The organism is Flavobacterium hankyongi (genome assembly GCF_036840915.1).
Lineage (GTDB): Bacteria > Bacteroidota > Bacteroidia > Flavobacteriales > Flavobacteriaceae > Flavobacterium > Flavobacterium hankyongi.
Genome location: NZ_CP085725.1, coordinates 1,719,468 through 1,746,362, shown reverse-complemented (window position 1 = coordinate 1,746,362; position 26,895 = coordinate 1,719,468). Strand labels below are relative to the sequence as shown.

The 26,895-nt window shown below is 31.8% G+C and carries 21 protein-coding genes and 1 pseudogene; 15 read left to right on the top strand and 7 right to left on the bottom strand.

Annotated features, from left to right (window positions below; translation table 11 throughout):
• Nucleotides 1–143: 143 nt before the first annotated feature.
• The 3 genes from LJY17_RS08165 (at nt 144) to LJY17_RS08155 (ending at nt 2,357) form a co-directional block, all read left to right on the top strand.
• A complete protein-coding gene (locus LJY17_RS08165; RefSeq protein ID WP_264543349.1) occupies nt 144–635 on the top strand; it encodes a lipocalin family protein in 492 nt (163 codons plus the stop codon).
• Nucleotides 636–638: 3 nt separating this feature from the next.
• Complete coding sequence (locus tag LJY17_RS08160; RefSeq protein ID WP_264543348.1) at nt 639–1,334, top strand: OmpA family protein; 696 nt, start codon at nt 639–641, stop codon at nt 1,332–1,334.
• Nucleotides 1,335–1,421: 87 nt separating this feature from the next.
• Nucleotides 1,422–2,357 carry an ABC transporter ATP-binding protein gene (locus LJY17_RS08155; RefSeq protein ID WP_264543347.1) on the top strand — a complete coding sequence of 312 codons (936 nt, stop codon included), beginning with the start codon at nt 1,422–1,424 and terminating at the stop codon, nt 2,355–2,357.
• A 34-nt stretch (nt 2,358–2,391) separates the two neighbouring features.
• On the opposite strand, the gene LJY17_RS08150 is transcribed toward LJY17_RS08155, so the two are convergent.
• Nucleotides 2,392–4,806 (bottom strand): alpha/beta hydrolase family protein, encoded by a 2,415-nt coding sequence (locus LJY17_RS08150; protein ID WP_264543346.1) that lies wholly within the window; start codon nt 4,804–4,806, stop codon nt 2,392–2,394.
• A gap of 64 nt (nt 4,807–4,870) precedes the next feature.
• Nucleotides 4,871–5,644, bottom strand: coding sequence for a sulfite exporter TauE/SafE family protein (locus LJY17_RS08145; protein WP_264543345.1), 774 nt, complete (start codon nt 5,642–5,644; stop codon nt 4,871–4,873).
• A 138-nt stretch (nt 5,645–5,782) separates the two neighbouring features.
• Between LJY17_RS08145 and LJY17_RS08140 the strand changes: the two genes are divergently transcribed.
• Complete coding sequence (locus tag LJY17_RS08140; protein ID WP_264543344.1) at nt 5,783–6,790, top strand: 3-oxoacyl-ACP synthase III family protein; 1,008 nt, start codon at nt 5,783–5,785, stop codon at nt 6,788–6,790.
• A gap of 3 nt (nt 6,791–6,793) precedes the next feature.
• On the top strand, nt 6,794–7,414 hold the full coding sequence (locus tag LJY17_RS08135) for a peptidylprolyl isomerase (protein WP_264543343.1): 621 nt from the start codon (nt 6,794–6,796) through the stop codon (nt 7,412–7,414).
• 53 nt (nt 7,415–7,467) lie between these two features.
• On the opposite strand, the gene LJY17_RS08130 is transcribed toward LJY17_RS08135, so the two are convergent.
• Nucleotides 7,468–9,945 (bottom strand): outer membrane beta-barrel family protein, encoded by a 2,478-nt coding sequence (locus LJY17_RS08130; protein WP_264543342.1) that lies wholly within the window; start codon nt 9,943–9,945, stop codon nt 7,468–7,470.
• A 179-nt stretch (nt 9,946–10,124) separates the two neighbouring features.
• Nucleotides 10,125–12,524 (bottom strand): outer membrane beta-barrel family protein, encoded by a 2,400-nt coding sequence (locus LJY17_RS08125; protein ID WP_264543341.1) that lies wholly within the window; start codon nt 12,522–12,524, stop codon nt 10,125–10,127.
• Between the two features lie 214 nt (nt 12,525–12,738).
• Between LJY17_RS08125 and argS (LJY17_RS15865) the strand changes: the two are divergent.
• Both argS (LJY17_RS15865) and argS (LJY17_RS08115) read left to right on the top strand, forming a co-directional pair.
• A pseudogene (gene argS / locus LJY17_RS15865) lies at nt 12,739–13,491 on the top strand (arginine--tRNA ligase); the annotation flags it as partial.
• Nucleotides 13,474–14,688: an arginine--tRNA ligase gene (gene argS / locus LJY17_RS08115; RefSeq protein WP_413614518.1), complete on the top strand. Its 1,215-nt coding sequence runs from the start codon at nt 13,474–13,476 to the stop codon at nt 14,686–14,688. The pseudogene argS (LJY17_RS15865) and the gene argS (LJY17_RS08115), both read left to right, overlap by 18 nt.
• 37 nt (nt 14,689–14,725) lie before the next feature.
• On the opposite strand, the gene LJY17_RS08110 is transcribed toward argS (LJY17_RS08115), so the two are convergent.
• Entirely contained in the window at nt 14,726–15,625 is a 900-nt protein-coding gene (locus tag LJY17_RS08110; RefSeq protein ID WP_264543339.1) for a DUF6607 family protein, read from the bottom strand.
• 110 nt (nt 15,626–15,735) lie between these two features.
• On the opposite strand from LJY17_RS08110, the gene LJY17_RS08105 reads away from it, so the two are divergent.
• The 7 genes from LJY17_RS08105 to LJY17_RS08075 all read left to right on the top strand — a co-directional run bounded on the left by LJY17_RS08105 (nt 15,736) and on the right by LJY17_RS08075 (nt 23,463).
• Entirely contained in the window at nt 15,736–17,853 is a 2,118-nt protein-coding gene (locus tag LJY17_RS08105; RefSeq protein WP_264543338.1) for a TonB-dependent receptor plug domain-containing protein, read from the top strand.
• A gap of 12 nt (nt 17,854–17,865) precedes the next feature.
• Nucleotides 17,866–18,966, top strand: coding sequence for an HmuY family protein (locus LJY17_RS08100; RefSeq protein ID WP_264543337.1), 1,101 nt, complete (start codon nt 17,866–17,868; stop codon nt 18,964–18,966).
• Nucleotides 18,967–19,286: 320 nt separating this feature from the next.
• Complete coding sequence (locus LJY17_RS08095) at nt 19,287–19,673, top strand: acyl-CoA thioesterase (protein WP_264543336.1); 387 nt, start codon at nt 19,287–19,289, stop codon at nt 19,671–19,673.
• A gap of 200 nt (nt 19,674–19,873) precedes the next feature.
• A complete protein-coding gene (ffh, locus tag LJY17_RS08090; protein WP_264543335.1) occupies nt 19,874–21,220 on the top strand; it encodes a signal recognition particle protein in 1,347 nt (448 codons plus the stop codon).
• Between the two features lie 70 nt (nt 21,221–21,290).
• Nucleotides 21,291–22,172 carry a bifunctional 5,10-methylenetetrahydrofolate dehydrogenase/5,10-methenyltetrahydrofolate cyclohydrolase gene (locus LJY17_RS08085; RefSeq protein WP_264543334.1) on the top strand — a complete coding sequence of 294 codons (882 nt, stop codon included), beginning with the start codon at nt 21,291–21,293 and terminating at the stop codon, nt 22,170–22,172.
• Complete coding sequence (locus LJY17_RS08080; RefSeq protein WP_264543333.1) at nt 22,163–22,657, top strand: GNAT family N-acetyltransferase; 495 nt, start codon at nt 22,163–22,165, stop codon at nt 22,655–22,657. Before LJY17_RS08085 ends, LJY17_RS08080 begins: the two co-directional genes overlap by 10 nt.
• Nucleotides 22,658–22,659: 2 nt before the next feature.
• Complete coding sequence (locus LJY17_RS08075) at nt 22,660–23,463, top strand: mechanosensitive ion channel family protein (protein ID WP_264543332.1); 804 nt, start codon at nt 22,660–22,662, stop codon at nt 23,461–23,463.
• Here LJY17_RS08075 and rluF read toward each other — a convergent pair.
• Nucleotides 23,460–24,251 (bottom strand): 23S rRNA pseudouridine(2604) synthase RluF, encoded by a 792-nt coding sequence (gene rluF, locus LJY17_RS08070; protein WP_264543331.1) that lies wholly within the window; start codon nt 24,249–24,251, stop codon nt 23,460–23,462. The genes LJY17_RS08075 and rluF overlap by 4 nt on opposite strands.
• Nucleotides 24,252–24,334: 83 nt before the next feature.
• Here rluF and LJY17_RS08065 point away from each other — a divergent pair, with 83 nt between their 5' ends.
• On the top strand, nt 24,335–26,017 hold the full coding sequence (locus LJY17_RS08065; RefSeq protein ID WP_264543330.1) for a S8/S53 family peptidase: 1,683 nt from the start codon (nt 24,335–24,337) through the stop codon (nt 26,015–26,017).
• 5 nt (nt 26,018–26,022) lie between these two features.
• On the opposite strand, the gene LJY17_RS08060 is transcribed toward LJY17_RS08065, so the two are convergent.
• Nucleotides 26,023–26,865, bottom strand: a complete 843-nt coding sequence (locus LJY17_RS08060) for an alpha/beta fold hydrolase (RefSeq protein WP_264543329.1) — start codon at nt 26,863–26,865, stop codon at nt 26,023–26,025.
• Nucleotides 26,866–26,895 lie beyond the last annotated feature (30 nt).

Genomic DNA, 26,895 nt, shown 5'->3' with positions numbered 1-26,895 from the left:
GTTGCCTTTCAAATTAAATACCAAATTTTAAAAAATGACAAAATGTCGTAGTAGAAATAGTATAAGAATCGGCTAAAATTATGTAAATTTGGTACTCCCTTTCGAGTATAATTTTGAATTATCAAACATTAAAAACAAATCATATGAAAAGACTAGCATTATTTTTATGTTTAATTGGACTAGCGATGTCTTGTAAGCCAAAGCAAACAGTGGCTGCATCAAGTACTGTTGATAGAAGGTCACAAGTAGCTGTTAAAGGAAATTGGACAATTACATCAGTTTCTTTTCCTGGTTCAGATTATATTAAAGTAACTTCATTTGATATTGCAGACTCTAAATGTTTTGTTGGAAGTAATTGGCAGTTTGTCTCAAATAATGATTCAGGAACAATGGAATTAACACAAGCTAACTGTCCACAATTTGCATCAAAAATAAAATGGTACGTTAATAAAGATCAGCAATTTGTATTAAAACTTCTTGATGCTGGAGAAAAAGCGAGAAAAGTAAGAGATGGTTATATTCTTTTATTGACTAATCAAACACAAGAATCTTTTCAGTTAATCGATAAAATTGATGTTGGAGGTAAATTAACTAGCGTAGTGTATCAGTTCAAAAAAAATAACGTAACTAAATAAATTATGAAAAAATCTATTCTATATATATTGTCCTTTTCGTTGATTTCAGGAATGACATTATCGAGTTGTGAATCTGTAAAAAATGCTAATAATACACAAAAAGGTGCTGTGATTGGTGCTGTTGGTGGAGCTGTACTTGGTGGAGTTTTAGGTAACAATATTGGTAAGGGTGGAAATGGAGCTTTAGGTGCTGTTATTGGTGGAGTTGTTGGTGGAGTTGCTGGTGGTTTAATTGGTAACAAAATGGATCGTCAAGCCCGTAGTATAAGTGAGTCGCTACCTGGAGCTAAAGTAGAAAGAGTAGGAGAAGGAATTAAATTGACTTTAGGAGAAAATTCGGTTAATTTCGATTTTAATAAAGCTACTTTAACTACTAAAGCAAAAGGAAATTTGGATAAATTAGTTCCTGTTTTTAAAGAATATCCAGATACTAACATTGAAATATTTGGGCATACTGATAGCAAAGGTGCAGATGATTACAATATGAATTTGTCAAAACAGAGAGCAGAATCAGTTAAAAATTACTTAGCAGGTAGAGGTTTGAGTTCTTCACGTTTCAAAATTGTTGGAATGGGAGAGACTGAACCAATAGCAAGTAACGATACAGATGCTGGACGTGGAGAAAATCGTCGCGTGGAATTTGCAATTACTGCGAATGAAAAAATGATTCAAGATGCTAAAAAAGAAGCAGGACAATAATTTTTAAAATAATTGTTGAAAAAGCTGTCCTTTGTGACAGCTTTTTTATTGGTAATCTCACTATTTTTGTGCTCCTAATTTTAAATAATGCTTCAGGTAAATAATATATCGTTTGGCTATACTGATAAAATCATTATCAAGTCAATTAATTTTGAAATCCAAAAAGGGCAAAATATTGCTGTTATTGGTGAAAGCGGTTGTGGTAAAAGTACACTACTAAAATTAATTTACGGATTACATGATTTGAATGCAGGCAATATTTTTTGGCACGATACAGAAGTATTAGGGCCTAAATATAATTTGGTTCCAGGGATGCCATTTATGAAATATATGGCACAAGATTTTGGATTAATGCCTTACGAAACTGTTGCAGAAAGTGTTGGGAAGTTTTTGTCAAATCAGTTGCTTGCCATTAAGCGTTTGCGTATTCAGGAATTGTTGGACATTGTTGAAATGGGAGAGTATTCTAGAGTACGAATTAATGAATTAAGTGGAGGACAACAACAAAGAGTTGCTTTAGCGAGAGTTTTGGCTTTAGAACCTGAAGTTTTAATGTTAGATGAACCTTTTAGCCATATTGATAATTTTAGAAAAAATGCTTTACGTAGAAATCTTTTTGCGTATTTAAAAGCAAGAGGTATTACAGTTATTGTTGCAACACATGACAGTACAGATGCTTTGTCATTTGCTGATGAAACGATTGTTTTGAAAGGTGGTGAAGTAATTTGTAAAGCCCCATCAATGAAAATTTATCAGAACCCAAAAAATAAGTATGTAGCTTCTTTATTTGGTGAGGTTAATGAGTTAATAGTGAATAAAAATGCAATTTCTGAAACTATTTTGGTATATCCGCATCAGTTAAAAGTAGCCGAAGAAGGAGTGCTTAAAGTAACGGTGAAACAAAACTATTTTAAAGGTGGTCATTATCTTGTTAAAGCCGCTTTTAATGGTAAACCTTTGTTTTTTGAACATCCAACTCCTTTAGAATTGCAATTAGATGTAAGTTTGAATGTTGTTAGATAATAAAAAGCTCCTTTAAAGGAGCTTTTTTATTGTATTAGTTTTTAAGATGTTTTTCTAGAAACTGATCTTGTTCCCATAGTAAGTGAAAAATGTTTTCTTTTGCAGCATATCCATGAGATTCTTTTGGTAAAAGAACCATTTTTACAGGAGCGCCTAAGCCTTTTAGGGCTTGAAAATAACGCTCAGTTTGTAATGTAAAAGTTCCAGGATTGTTGTCTGCATCACCGTGAACTAAAAGCAACGGAGTCTTCATTTTTTCTGCATTCATAAATGGCGACATTTCATTGTACACTTTTTGGGCCTCCCAGTAATTACGTTGTTCACTTTGAAATCCAAATGGAGTCAATGTGCGGTTGTAAGCGCCACTACGAGCAATTCCGCAAGCAAATAAATTAGAGTGTGTCAATAAATTTGCTGTCATAAAAGCACCATAAGAATGCCCTCCTATGGCAACTTTTTTAGGATTTATATAGCCTAATTGATCAACAGCATTGATAGCAGCTTCACCATTTGCGACAAGTTGCGTAATAAAAGTATCATTTGGTTCTGTAGTTCCTTCCCCAATAATTGGGAAAGAAGCGTCATCAAGTACTGCATATCCCTTAGTTACCCAATACACAAAAGATCCATAATAAGGGAATGTAAATTCATTAGGGTTTTGTGTGGTTTGTCCTGCCGAATTTTTATCTTTAAATTCTGTTGGATAAGCCCAAACTAATAAAGGAAGTTTTTCCTTTTTAGCATTTCTGTCATAATTAGCTGGTAAGTATAACGTTCCTGAAAGTTCTACGCCATCTTTTCGTTTGTATTTAATTACTTCTTTATAAACGTTTTTAATACTTTCAAATGGATTTTTGAATGCCGTTATCGGAGTTAATTTTTCTTTAGATTTAATGTTTCTAAAGTAATAGTTGGGGAATTCTGTTTTAGATTCAATTTTCACTAAAACATCACCTTTTTTGAAATCTTCAATAGATTGAATATCTTCTTTTTTGTCTTTGTAAGCAGATTGGTATAAGCGTTTCTTTTTTAAAGTGTTTAAATTAAATTCATCAATAAAAGGAAATTGACCTTCTTTTGTAAAGCCTTGTCCAATTAAATATAAGTTGTTGTTTTCAATTGCCAAAACATAACGTCCATATTCGTTTCTTTTTGTTTCAAAGTCGCCCGGATCAGAATAAACATCTTGAGAATTTCTATCTGAAATCACTTTTGGAGCTTCAGAAGGATTAGAAGGATTAAACAAATATGTTTTTGTATTTCTGGTATCGTACCAGTTATCATAAGCTATTGCGGTCGTGTTATTACCCCAAGTGATACCTGATAGTCGTTGTGGAGTTTTTAAAATTGATTTTGCATTTTCAGTAAAAGGAGCCTTCCAAACAAAAATTTCATCTCTGAAATCTACTTTGTTTGCCGGATCTCCGCCATCTAGAGCCTCTACAAAACATATTGTCGCAGGTTCGTCTGTTCGCCAAGAAAGACTACGTTTACCTTTTTTAACAGCCATGAAACCTTTAGGCATAATTTCGTTTAAAGGCGACTCGTTAATAGTTTTTACTTCATTTCCTGCTTTATCATAAACAATAGTTTTTATTGGAAAACGGTTAAAAGGGACGATGTATGAAAACGGTTTTTCAATTGTATTTACCAGTAAATAATTTCCATCAGGGGAAAATGATTCACTCATATATAAATCTGCTTTTTTAAATAAAGTAGCAGTTCCATCAAGAGTAACTTTGTAGTATTCTGATTTAATTAAATTTTCAAAATTGATTTCATCCGCTTTGTTTTTAAGTAAATCTTGAAAAGTTCTGTTTTGTGATACTTTCCCATCTGAAGTTGAAACTGTAGGGCCAGTTGGTAAATCCTTTTTAGTATCAAGTAATTCAGGTCTGTTTTTTGGTAATGATTTTACCAAAATACTTTGCCCATCTCTAAACCAATTGTATGGATTTCCAATGTTTGCATTTAAATTAGCTTCAGTTAATTTTTTTGCAGATGCCGTTGCGATGTCTAATACCCATAATTCTACACCATTTTTTGTAGTATTTGTAAAGGCCATTTTAGATTCATCTGGTGACCAATTTAGATAAGCAATTTTAGGATTTTCAGGTAATCCGCTAACTTGTAACTCATTTTTGTCTTTAACTTTTCTGACTTTAAGATTGTTGATGTACGTTAAAGAGCTAGAAATATTCGTTTTAGGATTAATTCGTAAACCTCCTAAACGCATTTCGTCCTGATTTAAATCATCTAATGATTTGTAGGTATTTCTAAAAGTAAAAACAATCCAAGTTTTTTTACTGTCCATTAAAACAGAAGGAGCAGCTTGATATTCTGCTAGTTCTAAAATTTCTTTAGATGGTTTTTGATAGTTGAGGTTTTCCTGAGAAATTCCATAATAGCCTGATAATAGAAAACAGACAGATAAGAATAGTTTTTTCATATGTTATGGTTTGTATTGTAAAAATACACTTCAAATTTTTATAAAAGTTTATCTTAACATTTTTTTAAATAATTCCAAAAATTAGCAATATTCCATAAAAAAGGAGTAAAATGGCTACAATGTTTTGTATTGCTTTAAAAGTAGTTTTTTTAAGTAATTTATTTCCAAAGTATACGCCTAAAAATGCAGATAATGTGGCTAGTAAAACTAATTTGAAGTCTAAAGCTACTTCGGTACTAACTATTTTTGGTATATATATGCTTAATCGAGAAATATCTACTAAACATGCTATAACAACACCAGTTACTATGAAAGATTCTTTTGATAAACCAGAGCGGACTAAAAAAACACTCCTAAGCGCGCCTTGATGTCCAGAGATACCTCCAAAAAAGCCACTTAGTATCCCTCCAATTGATAAATACTTTTTATCAAATTCAAGATTTTTAAATTTTGGAATGAAATCGAATAAAGAAAAAATAATCAATAGCAATCCTATTATTGATTTTAATGGAGTTATTCGGAATATTTTATTGTTGATTGTGTATTCAAAAAATGATGATGACTTGGTTAGTAGTTCCAAAATATAAGCTCCTAAAAAAGCAAATAAAATAGCAGGCAGACCAAATTTTAATATCACAGTTTTATCAGCATTCTTGCCAAAAAGAAAAAATTTAAAAAGATTATTTAAAAAATGGACTATTGCAGTTAACACAACGGATACTTCTATAGGAAAAAATAAAGCAAAGACAGGTAAAAGGAGGGTTCCTAAACCAAATCCAGAGAAAAGAGTTAGTCCAGCACCTAGCAAGGATACTAAACATATGATTATATAATCCATTTTTTTTAACTTTTTTACAAAATAAACAAAACTTAATGAAAGGTAAAATTGTCAATTCAGAAAATTTACCTAATTTGTATTGTTAATTTTTGTGGTAAACGTAAATTTGCAAACTGATTTTTAACTAAAATATAAAATATGTATCATTCTAAAATTACAGGTTTAGGATATTATGTGCCTGATAATGTGGTGACAAACGATGATTTGTCTAAAATAATGGACACTAATGATGAGTGGATTCAGGAGCGTACAGGAATAAAAAGAAGAAGACATGTAAATAGTCAAGAAGACACTACAACTTCTATGGGAGTTAAAGCTGCCAAAATAGCAATTGAAAGAGCCAAAATAGATAAGGATGATATAGATTTTATCATTTTCGCAACATTAAGTCCAGATTATTATTTCCCAGGACCTGGTGTTTTAGTACAACGTGATTTAGGATTAAAAACGGTAGGAGCACTCGATGTTCGTAATCAATGTTCTGGATTTGTATATGCGATTTCTATTGCAGATCAATATATTAAAACTGGAATGTATAAGAACATTTTAGTAATAGGATCTGAAGTTCATTCACGTGGTCTAGATTTTACTACTCGTGGTCGTGGAGTATCTGTAATTTTTGGTGATGGAGCAGGAGCAGCAATACTTTCAAGAGAAGAAGATTTAACAAAAGGAATTCTTTCTACTCATTTACATTCTGAAGGCCAATATGCAGAAGAATTGGCTTTAATTGCTCCTGGTATGGGTAAACGTTGGGTTTTAGATATTTTGAAAGATAATGATCCTGATGATGAAAGTTATTATCCTCACATGAATGGACAGTTTGTATTTAAAAATGCTGTTGTTCGTTTTAGTGAAGTGATTATGGAAGGTTTGAAAACAAATAATCTTCAAGTATCTGATATTGATATGCTAATTCCTCACCAAGCAAATCTGAGAATTTCACAGTTTATTCAACAAAAGTTCCAGTTAACAGATGACCAAGTGTATAATAATATTATGGACTATGGAAATACAACTGCTGCTTCTATTCCAATTGCTTTAACAGAAGCTTGGGAAAAAGGTAAAATTAAAGAAGGAGATACAGTTGTTCTAGCGGCTTTTGGTTCTGGTTTTACTTGGGGAAGTGTAATCATCAAATGGTAATTGATGAAAAAATCAATCATCATAATTTCTCTTTTTGCATTAAGTTGTGGCAAACCATTTTTTAATGAGAAATGGATGAATGAAAAGGCTCCTGAAAATTTTCAAGCTCGATTTGAAACCTCTCAAGGTGATTTTGAAATTGAATTTACCAGAAATTTATCTCCTAAAGCAGTAGATCGAGTTTATCAACAAATTAGCCATAACTTTTACAACGGAATAGTATTTTATAGAGTAGTTCCTAATTTTGTGGCTCAGTTTGGTCATATGGACTCAACGGCAACTGTTAATAATTGGGACAGGTATAAAGTAGAAGATGAACCTGTAAAAGGGAGTAATCTAAAAGGAGCGATTAGTTATGCCAGATCAGGACAAAATTCTAGAGGCAATCATTTGTTTATCAATTTAAAAGATAATAAACGACTAGATACGGTTTTTTACAACAAAGTAAAAGGTTTTCCTCCGCTAGGAAAAGTAACTAAAGGAATGGAAGTGGTTGAAAAATTATATTCTGGCTATGGAAATGAAACGATGGAAGTTTATGATTCTTTAGCAGTAAAAAGAAAGGAATTCTTAAAAAAATTTCCGAAGTTAGATTCTATCAAAAAAGTTTACATTCTAAAATAAAAAAAGCCTCGATAATTTATCGAGGCTTTTTTATTACTTATAATATGTTGGTTTTAGAATAATCCACCACCGCCACCTTGAGTTTCATTTGCATCACGTTGTTTACGTTGTAGGGCTCTGTTTTTTCCACCACCAAAGTTGTAGTTAAATCCTACGTAAAGTGTACGGCTTTCCCAGTAAAATGCTCCTTTTTGTCTATAAGGTATGTTTCCATCAAAAGCAAAATGCATAGTTTGGAAAACATCATTAAGACGTGTAGTTATAGTTCCTTTTCCTTTTAATATGCTATACGATGCTCCTAAGTCCATTTTGTACATTGGTAGACGCTCAAATTGTAAACTCAAATCACGACCTCTATACATTCCAAATAAAGTAAAACGTAAGTTTTTAGTTGCTGTAAATGTATTGTTTAGTCTTGCATTGAAAGCAACAACATCTACTTCAGCAAATTCTTGTTCTTTTGTATTAGCGTTTTGTACTGTACCTCTTACAGTCTTAAAGTAAGCATCAGTACTTGCGTTTGCAGACCACCATTTCGTTAGTTTTAAATTAGATGTTAATTCTAAACCTAATGAATTATTGTCTTTGAAGTTGTCCCATGCTAAAATTCTTCTAGTATCATCGTTTGGATCAGTGTATGATATTCTTGAAATTTCATCATAAATTAATCTGTAAAATGCTCCAAATGTTACAGTTCCTAACTTCATTGTTCGTGTATAGTTTGCTTCAAATGAGTTAGTAAACTGTGGTACTAAGTTAGGATTACCTCTTGATTCTACTGTTGGAGTTGTCCATTCACGAATAGGGCTTATTTGACCTACACTTGGTCTATCAACACGTCTTGAAACATTAAAGTTGAAAGCATCTTTTTCGTTAGGTTTATAGGTCACGAATGCTGAAGGATAAACTGTAAAAATGTTATCTTTAATTTTTTGATTATCATTAATATCTTCTGAATTGATAAAAGAATCGGTTACATTTCTAAAATCACCTGTGATATTGTAATGTTCAACACGGACACCAAATTGTCCGCTCCATTTACCCCATTGTTTTCCTAATGTTCCATATACAGAACTAATATTTCTTCCAAAATCAAAACCAGAATTTGTTGTTTTAGTATATCCTGTTGTAGAAGTAATATCTTCAAATAGACTGTTCTCTATGTTTTGAATTCTAGTCTCAGCACCTAATTCTAAACGAAGTGTTTCAGATAAAGGATTTACATAATCAACATTAATTTGTAAGTAGTCAGTATCTCGTTTAACATCATTTAGTGTTAATCTTCTTGTACCACTTGGTGAACTTATTTGATCATAATTAGTTAACTCAGGAGATTTTGTATTAGAGAAATTAGCTTGGACTTCTAAATTTTCACCTTTTTTGTCAAAATCATGTTTGAATGATATATCGTAAGTTTGTGTTTTGTTTTCTGAATCAGAGGTAAAATCCTGATTACTATCTTGATTTATTGGTAATGTAAAATTATCATAATAATCTACAATTGTATTACCAGATCCACTTCCATCAACAATATTTTGGTTAGTAAAAATTGACAATGTATTCTTGTCATTGATATAATAATCCATTCCCAATTTTAATAAATGAGAAGTATTTTTATTGTTGAATTTAAAAAACTGTTGACTTTCTAACCCTGGTTGCCAGTTTTGGATGTCACCATGATTTGCATTTTTACCATGATTTAATCCGTAATTAGTATAAAAATTTACTTTACCAACTTTATAGTTTAAGTTTAAAGCAGTATTTACTTTTGGAGTGATACCAAAAGTAACTCCAGTATTAATACTTCCATTAAATCCTGTATTGGCATTTTTATGTAAAATGATGTTAATAATTCCACTCATACCTTCAGGATTATATTTTGCTGAAGGATTTGTAATCAATTCAATTTGTTTTATTGAAGATGAAGGAATTTGTTGTAATAATTGAGTTGCATCAATGTTAGTTGGTTTTCCATCAACTAAAACTCTCACATTTGTGTTGCCACGAAGACTTAATTCTTTTGTTTGAGGGTCAACGCTTAAAGTTGGTACATTGTTTAACATTTCAGAAGCTGTTGTTCCAGATGCAACCAAATCTTTACCAACATTAACCACTTTGCGGTCAATTTTTTGTTCGATAGTTGATCTTTCTTTTACAACACTGACTTCGTTAAGTTGTGTAGCTTCTTCTTCTAGAGCTATGTTTAAATTAGCACTTTTATCATTGCTAGAAAGCGAAAAGTTTTTTACATATTTTTTATAACCCATGAACTGAACTTCAACAGTAAGGTCTTTTAAGATTAAATTTGTAACAGTAAATGTTCCATTTTCTTTAGTGATAGCTCCGGAAACTATAGTAGCGCCATCTTTTACGGTAACTGATGCATAAGGAATTGGTTCATTTGTTCTTTTGTCTACTACTTTACCGGTTAATGTTCCCGGATTTGTACTTACCGTCGTTGGGGCTGACGTTTGCGCATTCATACTGGCAAATTGTGCCATAATGCAAGCAATAAAAATTTTCAATTTCATGTGTAATGTTTGTTTGTAAATACTTGATTGATGATTTTTGTGCAAAAATACTATCTAATAGACACGAGCTTACTAGCAATGTTACAATTTTAAGAAATGTTTAACAGCAAAAAGAAACGCTCCAAAGTAAACTTTGAAGCGTCTCACGTGTAAACCCCAATACACACCAAAAACTATTTTTAAAACATTCCGCCTCCTTGGGCATCACCTTTATCTCTTTGTTTACGTTCTAAAGCTTTGTTTTTACCACTTCCAAAACGGTAACTAAAATTGACGTTTACAGTTTGATTTTCCCAACGGAACTCACCTGAAAGATCTGCAGGCTCACTGCTATTAAATCTTGAACGCATTGTGTCAAATAAATCGTTATAACGTATGCTTAAAGTTGCTTTACCTTGAAGTAGATTTAAACGAGTTCCTAGATCCATTTTCCACATTTCTTTGTTTGAAAATTGTAAACTTTTTTCACCAGCTCTGTACATAGTAAACCATATTAGTCGTAAATCTTTAGTAAGTTTAAACGTATGGTTCATTCTAGAGTTGAATAAAGTAGCATTGATTTGCTTATCTACTAAATCGCCATATCTATTTTCAATGATTCCTCTGTTGTTTTTAAAATAACTATCTACCCCAAAGTTCAAATTCCACCATTTGTTAAAATCTAAATTTCCTGAAACTTCTATACCATATTCTGTATTATGGTCAAAGTTCGTGAATGTCATTAATTGCTTATTTGAATCGTATGGATTGCTTGTTAATACTTGCGAAATATCATCTTTAATGTATCTAAAGAATGCTCCAGATGTGATTGATCCAATTTTTACTTTTCTAGTATAATTTGCTTCTACTGAGTTTGTGAACTGTGGTTTTAAGCCTGAGTTTCCAATTTGTTCGACTGTCAGGCCTGTCCATTGTCTAATTTCATTTACTTGTTCCATGTTTGGTCTGTCAACTCTTCTTGAATAATTAAAGTTGAAAGAATTTTTTTCAGATGGAGTATAAGTAAAGAAAGCTGATGGATACGCTGTAAAAATATAATCTTTGAAAGATTTATCATCTTGACCAACTTTTTTGAAAGTTCCATTAACATCATAACTTTCAAAACGCAAACCTAATTGGTAACTCCATTTACCAGCTTGTTTGCTGTAATTTCCATAAGCAGATTGGATGCTTCTGTTAAAATCAAAGTCAGAGTTATAATTACCGTCTATATTAAATTTGTTGTTTGTTCCATCAAAACGACTCTCTACACCTAATTCTACTTTAGCTGTTTCACTTATTGGGCTTGTATAATCAATATTTGCGATTAAATTTTTACCGTCTTTGTTTATAATGTTTGTTTTTGTTAAAACATTATTTTCATTAAAAAAGACACTGTTTTCTGGCTCTTCAGTTAGATTGTAATTTAATTCAACATCTAATGTTTTTTCAGGTTTTTCGAACTGATGTTTGTAAGCTAAATTATAGGTTTGGTTTTTCTCATTTCCTTTTGTATTCTGAATTTGTAATGCGTCAGGTGTAGCGTCAAGATAATCAACCCCGTTTTTGAAAATTGCTGTAGGATTGCCAAACGATTGAATTGTATAAAAGGACAATGTGTTTTTATCATTAATATAAAAGTCAGTTCCTAGTTTGGTGAAATGATTTTTATTGAAATTATTAATGTCAAAAGTCATATCATAATCACTTGAAGAATCATATTCATTCCAGTGTATAAGTCCTTTGTTGGCATTTTTTCCATGATTCATTGAGTAGGTTGTGTAAAAATTGAATTTATTTACTCTATAATTCATGTCGATTGACCCATTGAATTTTGGTGTTTTACCAAATACAACACCGGTATTTATGTTTCCGTTAAAGCCAAGATTTGCATTTTTGTGTAATACAATGTTGATGATTCCGCTCATTCCTTCAGGGTTGTATTTCGCTGAAGGATTTGTAATCAATTCAATTTGTTTGATTGAAGTTGAAGGAATTTGTTGTAAAGCTTGAGCAGCAGAAAGATTTGATGGTTTTCCATCAATAAATATTCTTACGTTCTCATTACCGCGTAATGATACTGTGTTGTTTTGTTGATCTACACTTACCGAAGGAATGTTATTCATTAACTCTGCCGCAGTAGAACCAGCCGAAAGTAAATCTTTACCAACAGTGATTACTTTACGATCAATTTTTTGTTCAACCGAAGACTTTTCTCTAACGACACTTACTTCATTAAGTTGTTTTGCTTCGTCTTCTAAGGCGATATTTTTTAGGTTAATAGAGTTGTCTTCACTAGTAAGGGTTACATCAGTTTCATATTTCTGATAGCCCATAAATACTACTTCGACATGTAAGGTTTTGATTGGAAGGTTAGCAACAGAAAAACTTCCATTGTCTTTTGTCATAGCGCCCGAAATAACTTTACCGTCTTCTTTTATAGTAACCGAAGCATAAGGAAGAGGCTCGTTATTTTTTTTGTCAATTACTTTACCATTGATTGTTCCTAGTATCGTTGGGATTGATGGTGGTACAGATGTTTGTGCTTGCGTACCGGTATACCATACCAGTAAGCAAATTAAAATTGCTTTTAATTTCATTTTGATTATTATTTTGATTGATGATGATGATGCAAAGCTAAGGTAAAAAATAATACTGTGCAATACAAAGTACTATTTATTTTAAATAAACTTTTACTTTACTGATTAAATAGACGATTCAGAAATGATTTCGTTACAACTTTTACAAGAAAATTTATCTATTTTAATTTTATTTATATAAAATGTATCTTTGCACCCTTAAAAAATAGTAATTATGACACTACAACAAATTCTCACGCCAAAAATTCAGGAAGCTGTACAGGCTTTGTTTTCTGTTTCACTTGATAAAGTTGAATTTCAGGCTACACGTAGGGAATTTGAAGGTGATATAACAGTGGTTGTTTTTCCATTATTAAAATTAGTAAAAGGGAGTCCTGTAGAAATAGGAACTAAGATTGGTAACTATTTAGTAGAAAATGTTGCAGAAGTAGAAAAATTCAATGTTGTTCAAGGGTTTTTGAATATTGTAATTTCAGATGCTTACTATGTAAACTTTTTCAATGCAGTTCGAACTACCGAAAATTTTGGTTTTGTAACTCCAAAAGAAGATGCGAAAGCTATTATGGTAGAGTTCGCTTCGCCAAATACTAATAAGCCATTGCATTTAGGTCATGTTAGAAACATCCTTTTAGGATATTCTGTAGCAGCTATTATAAAAGCTTCAGGTAAAAAAGTGTATAAAACTCAAATTATCAACGATCGTGGTATTCATATTTGTAAGTCAATGTTGGCTTGGCAGAAATTTGGAAACGAAGAAACTCCAGAGACTTCAGGTTTAAAAGGAGATAAACTCGTTGGTAAATATTATGTGAGATTTGAAGAAGAGTTTCAAGATGAATTTGATAAATGGATAGATAGTTCTCTTGGTAATGAAAGTTTTGAAGAATTGAAAAACTTAATTTCATCGAAAGAAGTAGTTGAATTCTTTAAAGAAGAGATTGATAAATATTTGAAAGAGGGTTATGATTTGTCAAATGAAGTTGTAAAGATTCAGGTTCATCAACAGATTTATAAAAAAGCAATTAAGACTATTTATAAAAACCATTTTTTTAATAAACATAGTAAAATAGGAGCTGAAGTTCAACAAATGCTTTTAGATTGGGAGGCAGGTAAGCCTGAAGTAGTTGCTCTTTGGAAAAAAATGAACCAATGGGTGTACGATGGTTTTGAAGTTACTTATAAAGATTTAGGAGTAGAATTTGATTCTTACTATTACGAGAGTAATACCTATTTATTAGGGAAAGAAGTCGTTCAATTTGGTTTAGAGAAAGGTATTTTTGAAAAAGATCCTGATGGTTCAGTATGGATTGACTTAACTGAAGATGGTTTAGATCGTAAAATTGTATTGCGTTCAGATGGTACTGCGGTGTATATGACACAGGATATTGGAACAGCTATTCAACGTGTAAAAGACAATCCAGATGTTGGCGGAATGGTGTATACCGTAGGAAATGAACAGGATTACCATTTTAAAGTGTTATTCTTAATTCTTAAGAAATTAGGATTTGATTGGGCTGAAGATTTATTCCATTTATCATATGGAATGGTGGAATTGCCTTCTGGTAAAATGAAGTCTCGTGAGGGAACTGTAGTTGATGCTGATGATTTGATTGAGGAAATGGTAGTAACTGCCAAAGAAATTTCTGAAGAGTTAGGAAAATTAGATGGTTATTCTGAAGAAGAAAAAGCTAATTTATATAGAACAATTGGACTTGGAGCTTTAAAATATTACATGCTTAAAGTGGATCCTAAAAAAGGAATGATGTTTAATCCAGAAGAATCTGTTGATTTTGCTGGAAATACAGGTCCTTTCATTCAGTATACTTATGCACGTATTCAATCCATTTTAAGAAAAGCCGATTTTGATTACAATGTTACATCGAACGTAGTCGAGATGCATGAAAAAGAAAAAGAATTAATCAAACAAGTAGCTTTGTTTCCAGAAATGATTCAAAGTGCTGCACACAATCATAGTCCGGCATTAATTGCTAATTACACTTACGATTTAGTTAAAGAATTCAATTCTTTTTATCAAAACGTTTCAATTCTTGGGGAAGAAAATCTAGATAAAAAGATATTCAGAGTACAACTGGCAAAACAAGTTGGGGAAACAATAGGCTTAGCATTTAGTTTGCTAGGAATCCGAGTTCCTGAAAGAATGTAAAAAGAAAAAGGTTGGCTAATGCCAACCTTTTTCTTTTTTATTGTACAACGTATGAATCGATAATGTTGTTGATTTCTTCTTTTGTAGCTTCTGGTTTTAAGTTGAAAAGTTTCATGAATAATGGTTGTTTGTCAACCGTTTTGTTTAGTGAAAGATCTTTTTTTCTGTTAAAAATAACAGCCCATTTATTTCTTACATTTTTCCATAATCCTGCATTTTTCTTCCAGTAATTTTGTGCAAGGACACATCTTGAATCAGGTACTTTAGTATAAACATCATGTCCTTTTTCTTGTGCAAGCAAAACATCTTTTTCACTTCGTATAATTTTTTTATTGTCTTGATCATGAATCCAACCGTATTTTGTGATTTCATGAAAATTGGTTCTATTCAATACATTGTAGTCATTTCTTATGGTATGTTCACGTCTTGGTAGTGGAGCATCTGTAGTATTTTCCCAAAAATGTCTTCCGTCAACATGAACCCAAGTTGCTGTTCCTTCGTAGCGAGGACTATCATCTACTTGATACACTTTTTGTGTCCATTGTCCTTTAGCATCGTTTATAGATATTTTTTTGTACTTCCAGGTTTGATCTTTGTCAAATTGGTATAAATCTGTGTTTTCATATAACCAATCTTGTCTCCAATGTTTTACAATTGCATCATCTGTTTTCCCAACAATTAAAAGGTGTTGCATAACTATTTTGTTTGGCTCGTCTTCAACCAATTCCACCCATTCCAATCCGTAATCTATTTTGTTTTTAGAAGGTTTGTAATGTAAAGTGTCTTTTGAATAGTTGAAAGTTTCTGCAAAATTGAATTCTACTTCATAACAGCCACACATCGATTTTATGGCTTTAATGTCTTCTTTTTTTTTGTCTTGAGCAATCCCAGATAATACAGTTGTTAAGAGAAATGATGTTAATAGTATTTTTTTCATGATGGAAAAATTTGATTTGAAATTTTATGTGACAAAAATAATAAATTTATTTAGACTGAATAAAAATAAAATATATATTTGTAAAAAATTATTAAGAATAAATCTAAATAATGAGATTAAAAATTACTATCATTTTTTCTTTATTGTCTATTTACTTGGGATTTTCGCAGGAAAAAGCTAATGATTCTATTGCAATAAAAAAAATACAGGAAGTTGTTGTTACTGGACAATTCTCACCACAGTCAATTAAAAAGTCAGTGTTTAATGTTCGATTGATTTCAGCCAAAGACATACAAAACTTAGCAGCTAATAATTTATCTGATGTGTTGAGTCAGTATTTAAATATCTCCGTTAGACCAAGTGGCACTACTGGTCGTTCTACCGTTTCATTATTTGGATTGGATGCACAATATTTTAAGATTTTGATGGATGGTGTGCCATTAGTCAATGAAACAGGTTTAGGAAATAATATAGATTTATCTCAGATTAATTTGAACGATATAGAACAAATTGAAATTGTTGAAGGTTCGATGGGGGTAACACATGGAGCTAACGCAGTAAGTGGAATTTTGAACATAGTAACTAAAAAATCTTCACAATACAAATGGAATATTTCTTTAATAGCACAAGAAGAAACCGTAAAGAAAGAATTTTCGTTTTTTGAAAAAGGAAGACACATTCAAACTTTAAAAATAGCACATACAGTCAATGATAATTGGTTTATAAGTTTGGGGGCAACCAGAAATGATTTTCGTGGTTTTTTAGATACAAAAAAAGGGAAAAACTATTCTGAAAATGATCAAAATAGAGGTTATAGATGGCTTCCAAAAGAACAACTTAACGGAAATGCTTTAATTTCATATAAAAAAAACAACTTCAATATTTTCTACAAGTTTGAATATTTAGACGAAACTGTTGATTACTATAACAGCACGGTTCAATCGGGATATAATACGCAATTAGGCTCATATAGATATTCAAACGATAAGCGTTATTTGACAAATAGATATTTTCATAATTTGAATTCGGCAGGGAAATTATTCTCCAAATTGAACTATAATATTTCTCTTTCTCATCAAAAACAAGAACGAAATATTGAAGATTTTAGCTACTATTTACAAACTAAAACAGAAAGAAATAACCTTACTACAAAAGATCAATCGATGGAAGTTTTGTATTCTACGGGAACATTGAGCAATTTTTTTCAAAACCAAAAGGTCGATTTGCAGTTAGGGTATGAATTCGTAAATAACAAAGGTTTTTCGTTAATTCAAGAGGCAAATAATAGTATTGTTGCTATTCACAAGGTATTGGAAAACTATGATTTCTTTATTTCATCTGAAATCAAAGCAACTGAAAAATTTTCAATTAGACCAGGAATACGCGTTTCTGCTCAATCTAAATTTAAAAATCAACAAGCTTCATCGTTAGGGGTAAGATATTTATTTAATAAAGAAACTGAGTTTCGTGGTTCGTACGGAACTTCTTTTAGGACACCAACTTTTCAAGAATTATATTCAAAACAAATTTTTGATGGACACTTTTTCGCTGGAAACGAAAATTTAATTCCAGAAACAAGTACTTCGTATGAAATGAGTTTAAAAAAAACATCCATTTTATCTTCAGAGTTACAAATTTCTAACACTTTTTCAGGAAGTTTCTTAAATATAAAGGACAGAATTGACATGGCATTAGTGCGATTTAATCCCGATACAGGAAATCCAGAATACGAATACATTAATGTTAGTAAATATAGAATGTGGAACGTATCTACTACAAATCAATTAAAAAAAGAAAATTGGAGTTTTAACTTAGGTAGTTCTGTTATTGGTGTTTCTCAAAAATTAGAAAATCAAATTTTTACATCAAATGAAAAATACTTGTATGCTTTTAATTTAAATAGTAGTGTTTCTTATACGCTTCCAAAATTAACAACAACTTTTTCAATTTATTACAAATTCAACGGAAAAACGCAACAATTTGTTGAAGGAACATCTGAATATATAATCTCAACTATCGATTCAAGTCATTGGTTAGATTTTTCTATTCGAAAAACATTTTTCAAAAATAAATTGGAAACTACAATTGGAGCGAGAAACTTACTGAATGTTACGAACGTCAATCAAACTAAAACAAACGAAGGAGCAGGTCATTCTGCAGCTTCACAAATCATGCTGGCTTATGGACGTTCTTATTTTTTAAAAATCACGTATAACCTTAATTTTTAATACATATATATTATGAAGAAATCATTTCAAAATTCAATTCTAACTTTAGGTTTTGCCTTACTAACTTTGACATCATGTTCAAATGATGATGAAGCTACATCAGATGTTGTAGCACCAGTATCTAATGGTGCTATAAAACAACTAGAAATTGGTGGAGCGAATCAACCTAATCAAGTATTTTTAGATTTAAGTGCAGATGCTTTAACTGCTGTCAATAGAGCTTCTTGGGATTTTGGATTTTCTACAGGTTCTGAATTTAGAATTGTAATTAACGGAGCTGTTAAAATGGCTGTAAAACAAATGACAACTTCAGATATAACGTTACCACAAACTGATGATTCAAGTGTTGCTGTAGGTGCTGGGACAAACCCTTCAAGTAATGGGTATTGTGACAATCCAACTGGTGTTTTAGCTGGTGCTGGAGCAGGAATTGGAACTGCAATCGCTGAAGTTTCTGCAACAGACTCAGATAACAAAGTATATTTGGTTAATTTAGGATTTGCCGTTTCTACTGCTACTCCAAGTAATGGTTCTGTTAGTATTGATGGTGGTGCTAGAGGTTGGAAAAAAGTAAGGTTTCTAAGAAACGGGAACGGATATAGAATTCAGTATGCTGATTTGAATTCAGCTACTTATCAAGAGAAGACTGTCTCAAAAGACACAAACTTTAATTTTACATTTTTTAGTTTAGCATCAGGAAGTACAGTCGTAGTTGAACCTCAAAAAACAAAATGGGACTTGAACTTTACTACTTTTACTAACTATGTAAATTTTGGTACAGAAGTAACCTACGGATATTCTGACTTTGTAGTTTCAAATATGAAAGGTGGTACAAAAGTTTATCAAGTTTTAACATCAGAATTCACATATGATGCTTTTACAAAAGCGAACATTGTAGAAGCTAATTTTACAGCTTCTGCAACAGATCAAAGAATTATTGGTTCAAACTGGAGAAATGGAGGAGGACCATCATCTTTACCAAGTGTTAAAACAGATCGTTTTTATGTAATCAAAGACCCTGATGGGAATTATTATAAAATTAAATTTCTTTCAATGACAAATGATGCAGGTATTAGAGGATATTCAACAGTTCAATATGTAATTTTAAAATAATATTGCTGTAATAAATAAATTAAAGAACCCTTATTGGGTTTCTTTTTTTATTTAAAGCATTTGTTTATTGTATCTTTGTCCAACTCACATCGTAAAAATCAAATTCAGAAAGCCAAGCTTTCAATATGGAATCAAGTTAAATTCTTGAACTGTCGTGCAACTGTGTTTCTTTTTAAAAAAGATAAGTCAGATACATAGAATTGATTTTGTTTGGGCATCACGATAAGTGCTTGAGCGAAAGTATATTTCCATTTTTCACAAATGGAAATATAGCTATTGTTTTCTCTTGTCGTCAAAATGAATTTTTAAAACTATTTCATATGCAAAGACAAGAAGAAAGAATTAACGAATCTATTACCAGAGTTTTCAAAGCCGTTTTTCCTAACACAACAAACCATTACGACACCTTATTTGGAGGTACAGCTATGCAATTTATGGATGAGGTTGCTTTTATTACAGCTACAAGATACAGTCGTCAAAAAATGGTTACGGTGAGTAGTGATAGAATCGATTTTAAAAAACCAATTCCGTACGGAACTATTATCGAACTGGTAGGAAAAGTAACTTATTTAGGAACAACCAGTTTAAAAGTAAGAGTAGATATTTTTGTGGAAGAGATGTATAGTAGTCAAAAAGATAAAGCTGTTACTGGTGAATTTACCTTTGTGGCTATCGACGAAAATAAAAAGGCTATAAATATTTTATAATTGTTTTGGGGTTTCATTTTGTAACTTTTTTACTTTGAAAGCTACAAAATGTCAGGCTTTCACCTGTACATAGTATTTGGCTCAACCTGTCTAGGCAAAATGGCGAGATCTCTAACGAATTAAACTAAAACTTTGTTGCTTTGGCACTTTGCTACCTTGCAACTTTCTTTTATCTTTGCAACTTCAAAAAAAGAAGAATTATGTTCAATAATTTATCAGAGAAATTAGATAAAGCGTTTCATATACTAAAAGGTCACGGTAAAATTACTGAGGTAAACGTTGCCGATACTTTAAAAGAAGTTCGTCGTGCATTATTGGATGCCGATGTTAACTTTAAGATTGCTAAAGATTTTACCACTCGTGTAAAAGAAAAAGCAATGGGGCAGGACGTATTAACCACGTTACAACCCGGACAACTTTTAATTAAAATCGTAAAAGACGAATTAACAGAATTAATGGGAGGTGATGCCACAGGTATCAATCTTTCAGGTAATCCGACAGTTATTTTGATGTCAGGTTTACAAGGTTCTGGTAAAACGACTTTCTCAGGTAAATTAGCAAACTTCTTAAAAGATAAAAAGAACAAAAAGCCTTTATTGGTTGCTTGTGATATCTACCGTCCAGCGGCAATTAATCAGTTGCATGTTGTAGGAGATCAAATTGGAGTTGAAGTATATTCAGAACCAGAAAATAAAAATGCGGTAGATATTGCTCAAAATGCAATCAAGCATGCAAAAGCAAATGGATTTAATGTTGTAATTGTCGATACTGCTGGACGTTTAGCAGTCGACGAGGAAATGATGACCGAAATTGCTAATGTTCATAAAGCAATTACGCCAAATGAAACATTATTTGTGGTTGATTCAATGACTGGTCAGGATGCTGTTAATACTGCAAAAGCTTTCAACGACAGATTGAACTTCGATGGGGTTATTTTAACGAAACTAGACGGTGATACTCGTGGTGGAGCTGCTATTTCTATTAAATCGGTTGTAAATAAACCAATCAAGTTTATAGGTACTGGAGAAAAAATGGATGCTATCGATGTATTCTATCCAGATCGTATGGCAGACCGTATTCTAGGAATGGGAGACGTTGTGTCGTTAGTAGAGCGTGCACAAGCGCAATATGATGAAGAGGAAGCACGTAAATTACAAAAGAAGATTGCTAAAAATGAGTTTGGTTTTGATGATTTCTTGACACAAATTCAACAAGTTAAAAAAATGGGTAACATGAAGGATTTAGTTGGAATGATTCCTGGTGCTGGTAAAGCGTTAAAGGATATCGATGTTCCAGATGATGCCTTCAAGCACATTGAAGCTATTATTCATTCGATGACTCCAGCTGAAAGAAGTAAACCATCTATTATCGATGTGAAACGTAAAGCACGTATAGCAAAGGGTTCAGGAAGAAAAGTGGAAGAAGTGAATCAATTGATGAAACAATTTGACCAAATGAGCAAAATGATGAAAATGATGCAAGGTCCTGGAGGAAAGAACTTAATGAAGATGATGGGGGGTATGAAGGGTATGCCTGGGATGAGATAAAATTTAGGCGCGAGTTTTCGCGCCTTTTTAATTTATAAAATTACAACTAAACATAAACAACACAACAACAATGCAAATTTTAGACGGTAAAAAAGTTTCGGAAGACATTAAAAATGAAATCGCTGCTCAGGTTCAGGAAATGAAAAACAACGGCGAAAAAGTACCACATTTAGCAGCAATTATTGTTGGAAATGATGGTGCTAGTTTGACCTATGTAGGGAGTAAAGTAAAAGCGTGTGAAAGAGTAGGTTTCGAATCTACTTTAATAAAAATGCCTAGTACAACTTCTGAAACCGAATTGCTTAAAAAAATTCAGGAACTTAACCAAGATGATAACATCGATGGGTTTATTGTTCAGCTTCCATTACCTGATCAAATAGATACACAGGAAGTTTTAATGGCTATTGATCCAAGTAAAGATGTAGATGGTTTCCATCCTGAAAACTTTGGCAAAATGGCCTTGGATATGAGTACTTTTATTCCAGCAACTCCATTTGGAATTCTTGAATTGTTAGAAAGATATAATGTAGAAACAAAAGGAAAGCATACAGTGGTTATTGGTCGTAGTCATATTGTAGGTAGGCCAATGAGTATTTTGATGGGAAGAAAAGGATTTCCTGGGAATTCAACTGTAACATTAACGCACAGTCATACTAAAAACATCAACCAAATAACATCACAAGCTGATATTATTATTACTGCACTTGGAGTTCCCAACTATCTTAAGGCCGAAATGATAAAAGATGATGCAGTTATTATCGATGTAGGAATTACTCGTGTACAAGATGAAACTTCAGAAAAAGGATATGTCATTACAGGTGACGTTGATTTTGAAAATGTATCTAAAAAAGCGTCTTATATCACACCAGTTCCTGGAGGAGTAGGGCCAATGACCATTGCAATGTTACTAAAAAATACTTTATTAGCAAGAGAGCAAAAAAGATGCAAATAATACAATCTACTAAACAACAATTAAAAACTGTTCAAGAGTTAGCATATAAAATTTGGCCTCATACTTACGGCCAAATTTTGTCTAAAGAGCAATTAGAATATATGCTCAGTAATTTTTATTCAATTGAGTCACTCGAAAATCAATTTGAAAACGGACATGTTTTTTTATTTGTTGAGAATGATGGGCAATATTTAGGTTTTGCAGCTTATGAAACAGATTGCAAAGAGAAAGGTAAGACCAAACTTCATAAAATTTATGTCATGCCCAACACGCAAGGGAAAGGTATTGGGAAGTTTTTACTGAATGAAGTTGAAAAAAGAACTAAAAACGCAGAAAATAAATATTTGTTTTTAAACGTTAACAAATACAATAATGCCATAAATTTTTACAAAAAACAAGGTTTTGTAAAAATCGCTGATGAGATTATAGATATTGGTCAGGGATATGTTATGGACGATTATGTTATGGAAAAAATAATTAAGTAAATATGAATTTAGATAAAACAGTTATTGCTAGCTATATTGATGAAGCTATTGTAGGAATTATTAATTATTCTCCTAAAGTTCTAGCAGCATTTTTAATTCTTTTTATAGGTCATCATACCATTAATTTTGTAAAAAAACTGATTCTTTCTAAAGTACAAAACAGCGAAATAGACATAACGTTATCAAAATTTTTGATTGATATTTTAGTCTGGATTTTACGTTTTTTGCTTTTTATCACATTCATATCAAGATTAGGAATAGAAACTGCTTCATTTGTAGCAATCATAGGAGCTGCTGGTTTAGCAATTGGTTTGTCATTACAAGGATCATTGTCAAACTTCGCGGGAGGAATTCTAATCGTTTTGTTTAAACCATTTGAAGTAGGAGATTCTATTGAAGCGCAGGGAGTTACTGGTGTGGTTTCTGAAATCCAAATATTTGTAACAAAACTTATAGCATCAAATAACCAGACTATTTTTATTCCAAACGGATCATTGTCTAATGGAAATATAATAAATCACTCTTTACAAGGTAAGCGTAGAGCAGATATACAGTTTTTAGTTTCATACAATGATGATTTAAAGAAAGTAAAAGATATTATTTTTCAGATTTTAAATAGTAACGAAAAAGTACTTCAAGATCCTAAACCATCAGTTGATGTGGTTGCTCTTACAGAAACTGGTGTACGTTTGGCTGTTAAACCTTGGGCAACTAATGAAGACTTCTCAAAAATGAATTCACAAGTTTTGGAAAGTTGTATGACTGAATTGACAAAAGCTGGTATTAATCTTGAAAAGAAAGTTTAACTTTTTTTGTTATTTCTTCTAAAAGAAGGTTTTGGGATACTATTTTGAGCTTTAGGAAGGCTTGCCTCTTCAGTTTTACTGGATGGGGCAATTAATGTGTTTAATTCCTTAATCTCAGCATCTGTTAAATCTCTGTAGCGTCCTACAGGAACATCTAATGAAATATTGATAATTCGTGTTCTTTTAAGTGAAGTAACTTCGTAATCAAGATACTCACACATACGACGAATTTGCCTGTTAAGTCCTTGTGTAAGAATAATTCTAAATACAAATTTACTTATTTGTTCGACTTTACATTTTTTGGTAACAGTATCTAAGATTGGGATTCCGTTTCCCATTCGTTGTACAAAACGATCCGTTATAGGTTTATTTACAGTAACAATATATTCTTTTTCGTGATTGTTTCTGGCTCTAAGTATCTTGTTTACAATGTCACCATCATCAGTCATGAAAATTAATCCTTCACTGGCTTTGTCTAAACGACCAATTGGAAATATACGCTTTGGGTAATTTATGTAATCAACAATGTTGTTTCTAACACTTTGATTGGTGGTACACTCAATGCCTACAGGTTTATTAAATGCTAGATAAATTGGTTTTGTAGTTTTTTCACGAATTAATTTGCCATCAACACGAATTTCATCTTCAATAGACACCTTTGTACCTAATTCAGGTACTTTCCCGTTAATAGTGATACGTCCTTCTTCAAGTAGTTTGTCTGCTTCACGACGAGAACAGTAACCAGTTTCAGATAGGAATTTATTGATTCGTGTTTTATTTTCTTCCATACTGCAAAAGTAAAACTTATTTATCCAAACTCATAATCTGTTTTTGAATTGCATTTTTTTATACCTTTGAAAGAAAAGCTGAAATGAGAAAGATTTTCTTCCTACTTTTATTTGTAATAAAAGTATCTGTTTTTGCACAGGTTAAAAAAGGGGAGTTTTATTTAACCCCTGATTCGGATGCACATGATTTGTATGTAGTATTTAGTGCTTCTGTTGATTTTAATGGGGTGATATCTTCATCTAACGCTATAAGTAGTATTCCTGAGTTGGAATCTATTTTTGATCAATTTAATGTTCAGTTAGAAAAAGGTGTTTTATTGTCTGATGAAAAAATAAATCAAATGGCTCAAGAAGCAATTATGATTTCTAAATCAGATATAAATGTAAAAAAGCTTAAAAATATTGCTAAGGTAAAAATTGATAATCCAACTAATGAAAGATTATTTTATTTAGCGAGTCTGTTGGAATCTTTTAAAGAAGTTGAATTTTGTTCCCTTATTTCTTTAAGACCTATTATTCCTCCTTTCATACCTCCTTCAGATTTACCACCTGTAACTCCTGATTATGAACCTGCTCAAAATTATATTGGTGCTAATCCAGGAGTTAATATGTCTTATGCTTGGGGATTGGGTTTAAATGGTGCTGGAATTCGTATTAGAGATGTAGAGTACGGTTTTAATATAAATCATGAAGATTTAGCGGGCAAAAGTGTCTCTGTAGCTCCAGGAATGACAATTTCTTCGAGTGCTTCAACTTCTTATACAGAGCATGGTACAGCTGTTTTTGGAGTTTTATATGCAGATAAAGGAGGTTATGGTGTTTCAGGAATGGTGTATGGAGCTCAAGAACTGATGTTGTTTCCAGAATGGCAACAAACTGGATATGATAGAGCTAATGCTGTTACTAAAGCAATTGAAAATTCTACTGCAGGAGATGTGATAATTTATGAAATGCAAACAGGAGGTAACGGGGGAAATTATGTTCCAGCTGAGTATAATTCGTTGATTTGGACACTTACTAAGGCAGCTACTGATTCAGGAATTGTTATTGTAGCAGCAGCAGGAAACGGTAATAATTCTGTTGGAGAAGATTTAGATAGTGCCTTTTATGTTTCATATATGTCAAGAGGAAATTCTGGTGCCATAATTGTTGGTGCTGGAACACCGAGTACAGCTCATAACAAAATGGGATTTAGTACTTATGGTTCAAGAGTTGATGTGCAAGCATGGGGAAGTAATGTTAGAACGACTGGGTATGGAAATTATAGTCAAATAGGAGGGGATTTCAATCAAAATTATACTAACTTTTCTGGAACAAGTTCTGCCACGCCTATTGTTACAGCTTGTGTAGTAGCTTTGCAATCATATTATTATGCACAAAGCGGAAATTATATGACACCAAGTGAAATGCGTCAACTTTTAATTGATACCGGAATTGCTCAAGGAACTGGAGGTCACATTGGTCCAATTCCAAATATGCAAGCAGCAATTGAATCAATTAATGCTACATTAGGTGTTGCAGAAAATAATCAGATTCTTTTTTCAGTATATCCAAATCCTGCAAGAGACAAAGTTACTCTTAATTTATTTGAAGATTTTAATAAGAAAAGTGTAGAAATTTATTCAGTTTTAGGACAAAAGATAAGTGTTAAAAGTTTTGATGGACAATCTACAGACTTAGACGTTTCATCATTAGAAAAAGGGGTTTACTTTTTAAAAGTAAAATCTGGTAGTAAAGAGACTACGAAGAAATTTATTAAGGAATAAATTAATCATTCAAATAAGAATGTGTAGATGTTTTGATACAAAACATCGTCGTGCATACTATGTCCTAAGCCTTTGGTTTCGATAAATTTAGCGTCTTTCCATGCTTCGGCTATTTTTTTTCCTTCATTTATAGAAACTACTTTGTCATCTACATCATGAATAATTAGACCTTTGATTTTTAGATTTGTAACAAATTTTCGACTCGAAAAATCTTCAAGTTTTTTCTTATATCTTTCCATGTAATTTTTTTCAAGGTTTGAAGCTAGTCTAGAGTTTAAACTTAAAATATTCACATAATTTTTGATAAGAATTTTAAAGTCACTAGGAGCTCCTAAAATGACCATTTTTTCTATATTGTCATTAGGGTAAAGATATTTGTAATACAAACAAGTTTTACCTCCTATAGAATGTCCAATTAAATATAGAGGATTGTATTTTTCTACCGTTTTATGAATAAATTCTGCATATTTAGGAATGCTAAATTCTTTTCCAGTGGCTAGCCCGTGAGCTGGAGCGTCTATTGCAATTATTGTGCAACCTGATTTCTTTAAATGTGGTAAAAAGCTTTCCCATCTGGAAGCATTGCTTTCCCAACCATGTATTAATAAGATTTTTGTCTCGTTACCTTGCCAAATATAAACTGGAAATCTATGATTTCCTATTTGAATATTTTCTGTAAGAGTCTCGTGTAAAAATTGAGGGAGTCTTTCTCTATCTAATTTGCCTTCTCTTGGATGGCTAAAGTATTCATATGTTAGTTCGTTTGCTTTTTTTGGATGCAAAAAACTTATTAGGTTTATGTATAGACCCAACGATTTGGTGAATAAAAAATAGATAATTTTCTCCATAAAAAAAGCCTCAGTTAAGAGGCTTTAAGT

Bases quoted from the DNA above. Each gene is read 5' to 3' on its own strand.
- LJY17_RS08165 (WP_264543349.1), top strand. From the start codon at position 144: ATGAAAAGACTAGCATTATTTTTATGTTTAATTGGACTAGCGATGTCT.
- LJY17_RS08160 (WP_264543348.1), top strand. From the start codon at position 639: ATGAAAAAATCTATTCTATATATATTGTCCTTTTCGTTGATTTCAGGA.
- LJY17_RS08155 (WP_264543347.1), top strand. From the start codon at position 1,422: ATGCTTCAGGTAAATAATATATCGTTTGGCTATACTGATAAAATCATT.
- LJY17_RS08150 (WP_264543346.1), bottom strand. From the start codon at position 4,806: ATGAAAAAACTATTCTTATCTGTCTGTTTTCTATTATCAGGCTATTAT.
- LJY17_RS08145 (WP_264543345.1), bottom strand. From the start codon at position 5,644: ATGGATTATATAATCATATGTTTAGTATCCTTGCTAGGTGCTGGACTA.
- LJY17_RS08140 (WP_264543344.1), top strand. From the start codon at position 5,783: ATGTATCATTCTAAAATTACAGGTTTAGGATATTATGTGCCTGATAAT.
- LJY17_RS08135 (WP_264543343.1), top strand. From the start codon at position 6,794: ATGAAAAAATCAATCATCATAATTTCTCTTTTTGCATTAAGTTGTGGC.
- LJY17_RS08130 (WP_264543342.1), bottom strand. From the start codon at position 9,945: ATGAAATTGAAAATTTTTATTGCTTGCATTATGGCACAATTTGCCAGT.
- LJY17_RS08125 (WP_264543341.1), bottom strand. From the start codon at position 12,524: ATGAAATTAAAAGCAATTTTAATTTGCTTACTGGTATGGTATACCGGT.
- LJY17_RS08110 (WP_264543339.1), bottom strand. From the start codon at position 15,625: ATGAAAAAAATACTATTAACATCATTTCTCTTAACAACTGTATTATCT.
- LJY17_RS08105 (WP_264543338.1), top strand. From the start codon at position 15,736: ATGAGATTAAAAATTACTATCATTTTTTCTTTATTGTCTATTTACTTG.
- LJY17_RS08100 (WP_264543337.1), top strand. From the start codon at position 17,866: ATGAAGAAATCATTTCAAAATTCAATTCTAACTTTAGGTTTTGCCTTA.
- LJY17_RS08095 (WP_264543336.1), top strand. From the start codon at position 19,287: ATGCAAAGACAAGAAGAAAGAATTAACGAATCTATTACCAGAGTTTTC.
- ffh (WP_264543335.1), top strand. From the start codon at position 19,874: ATGTTCAATAATTTATCAGAGAAATTAGATAAAGCGTTTCATATACTA.
- LJY17_RS08085 (WP_264543334.1), top strand. From the start codon at position 21,291: ATGCAAATTTTAGACGGTAAAAAAGTTTCGGAAGACATTAAAAATGAA.
- LJY17_RS08080 (WP_264543333.1), top strand. From the start codon at position 22,163: ATGCAAATAATACAATCTACTAAACAACAATTAAAAACTGTTCAAGAG.
- LJY17_RS08075 (WP_264543332.1), top strand. From the start codon at position 22,660: ATGAATTTAGATAAAACAGTTATTGCTAGCTATATTGATGAAGCTATT.
- rluF (WP_264543331.1), bottom strand. From the start codon at position 24,251: ATGGAAGAAAATAAAACACGAATCAATAAATTCCTATCTGAAACTGGT.
- LJY17_RS08065 (WP_264543330.1), top strand. From the start codon at position 24,335: ATGAGAAAGATTTTCTTCCTACTTTTATTTGTAATAAAAGTATCTGTT.
- LJY17_RS08060 (WP_264543329.1), bottom strand. From the start codon at position 26,865: ATGGAGAAAATTATCTATTTTTTATTCACCAAATCGTTGGGTCTATAC.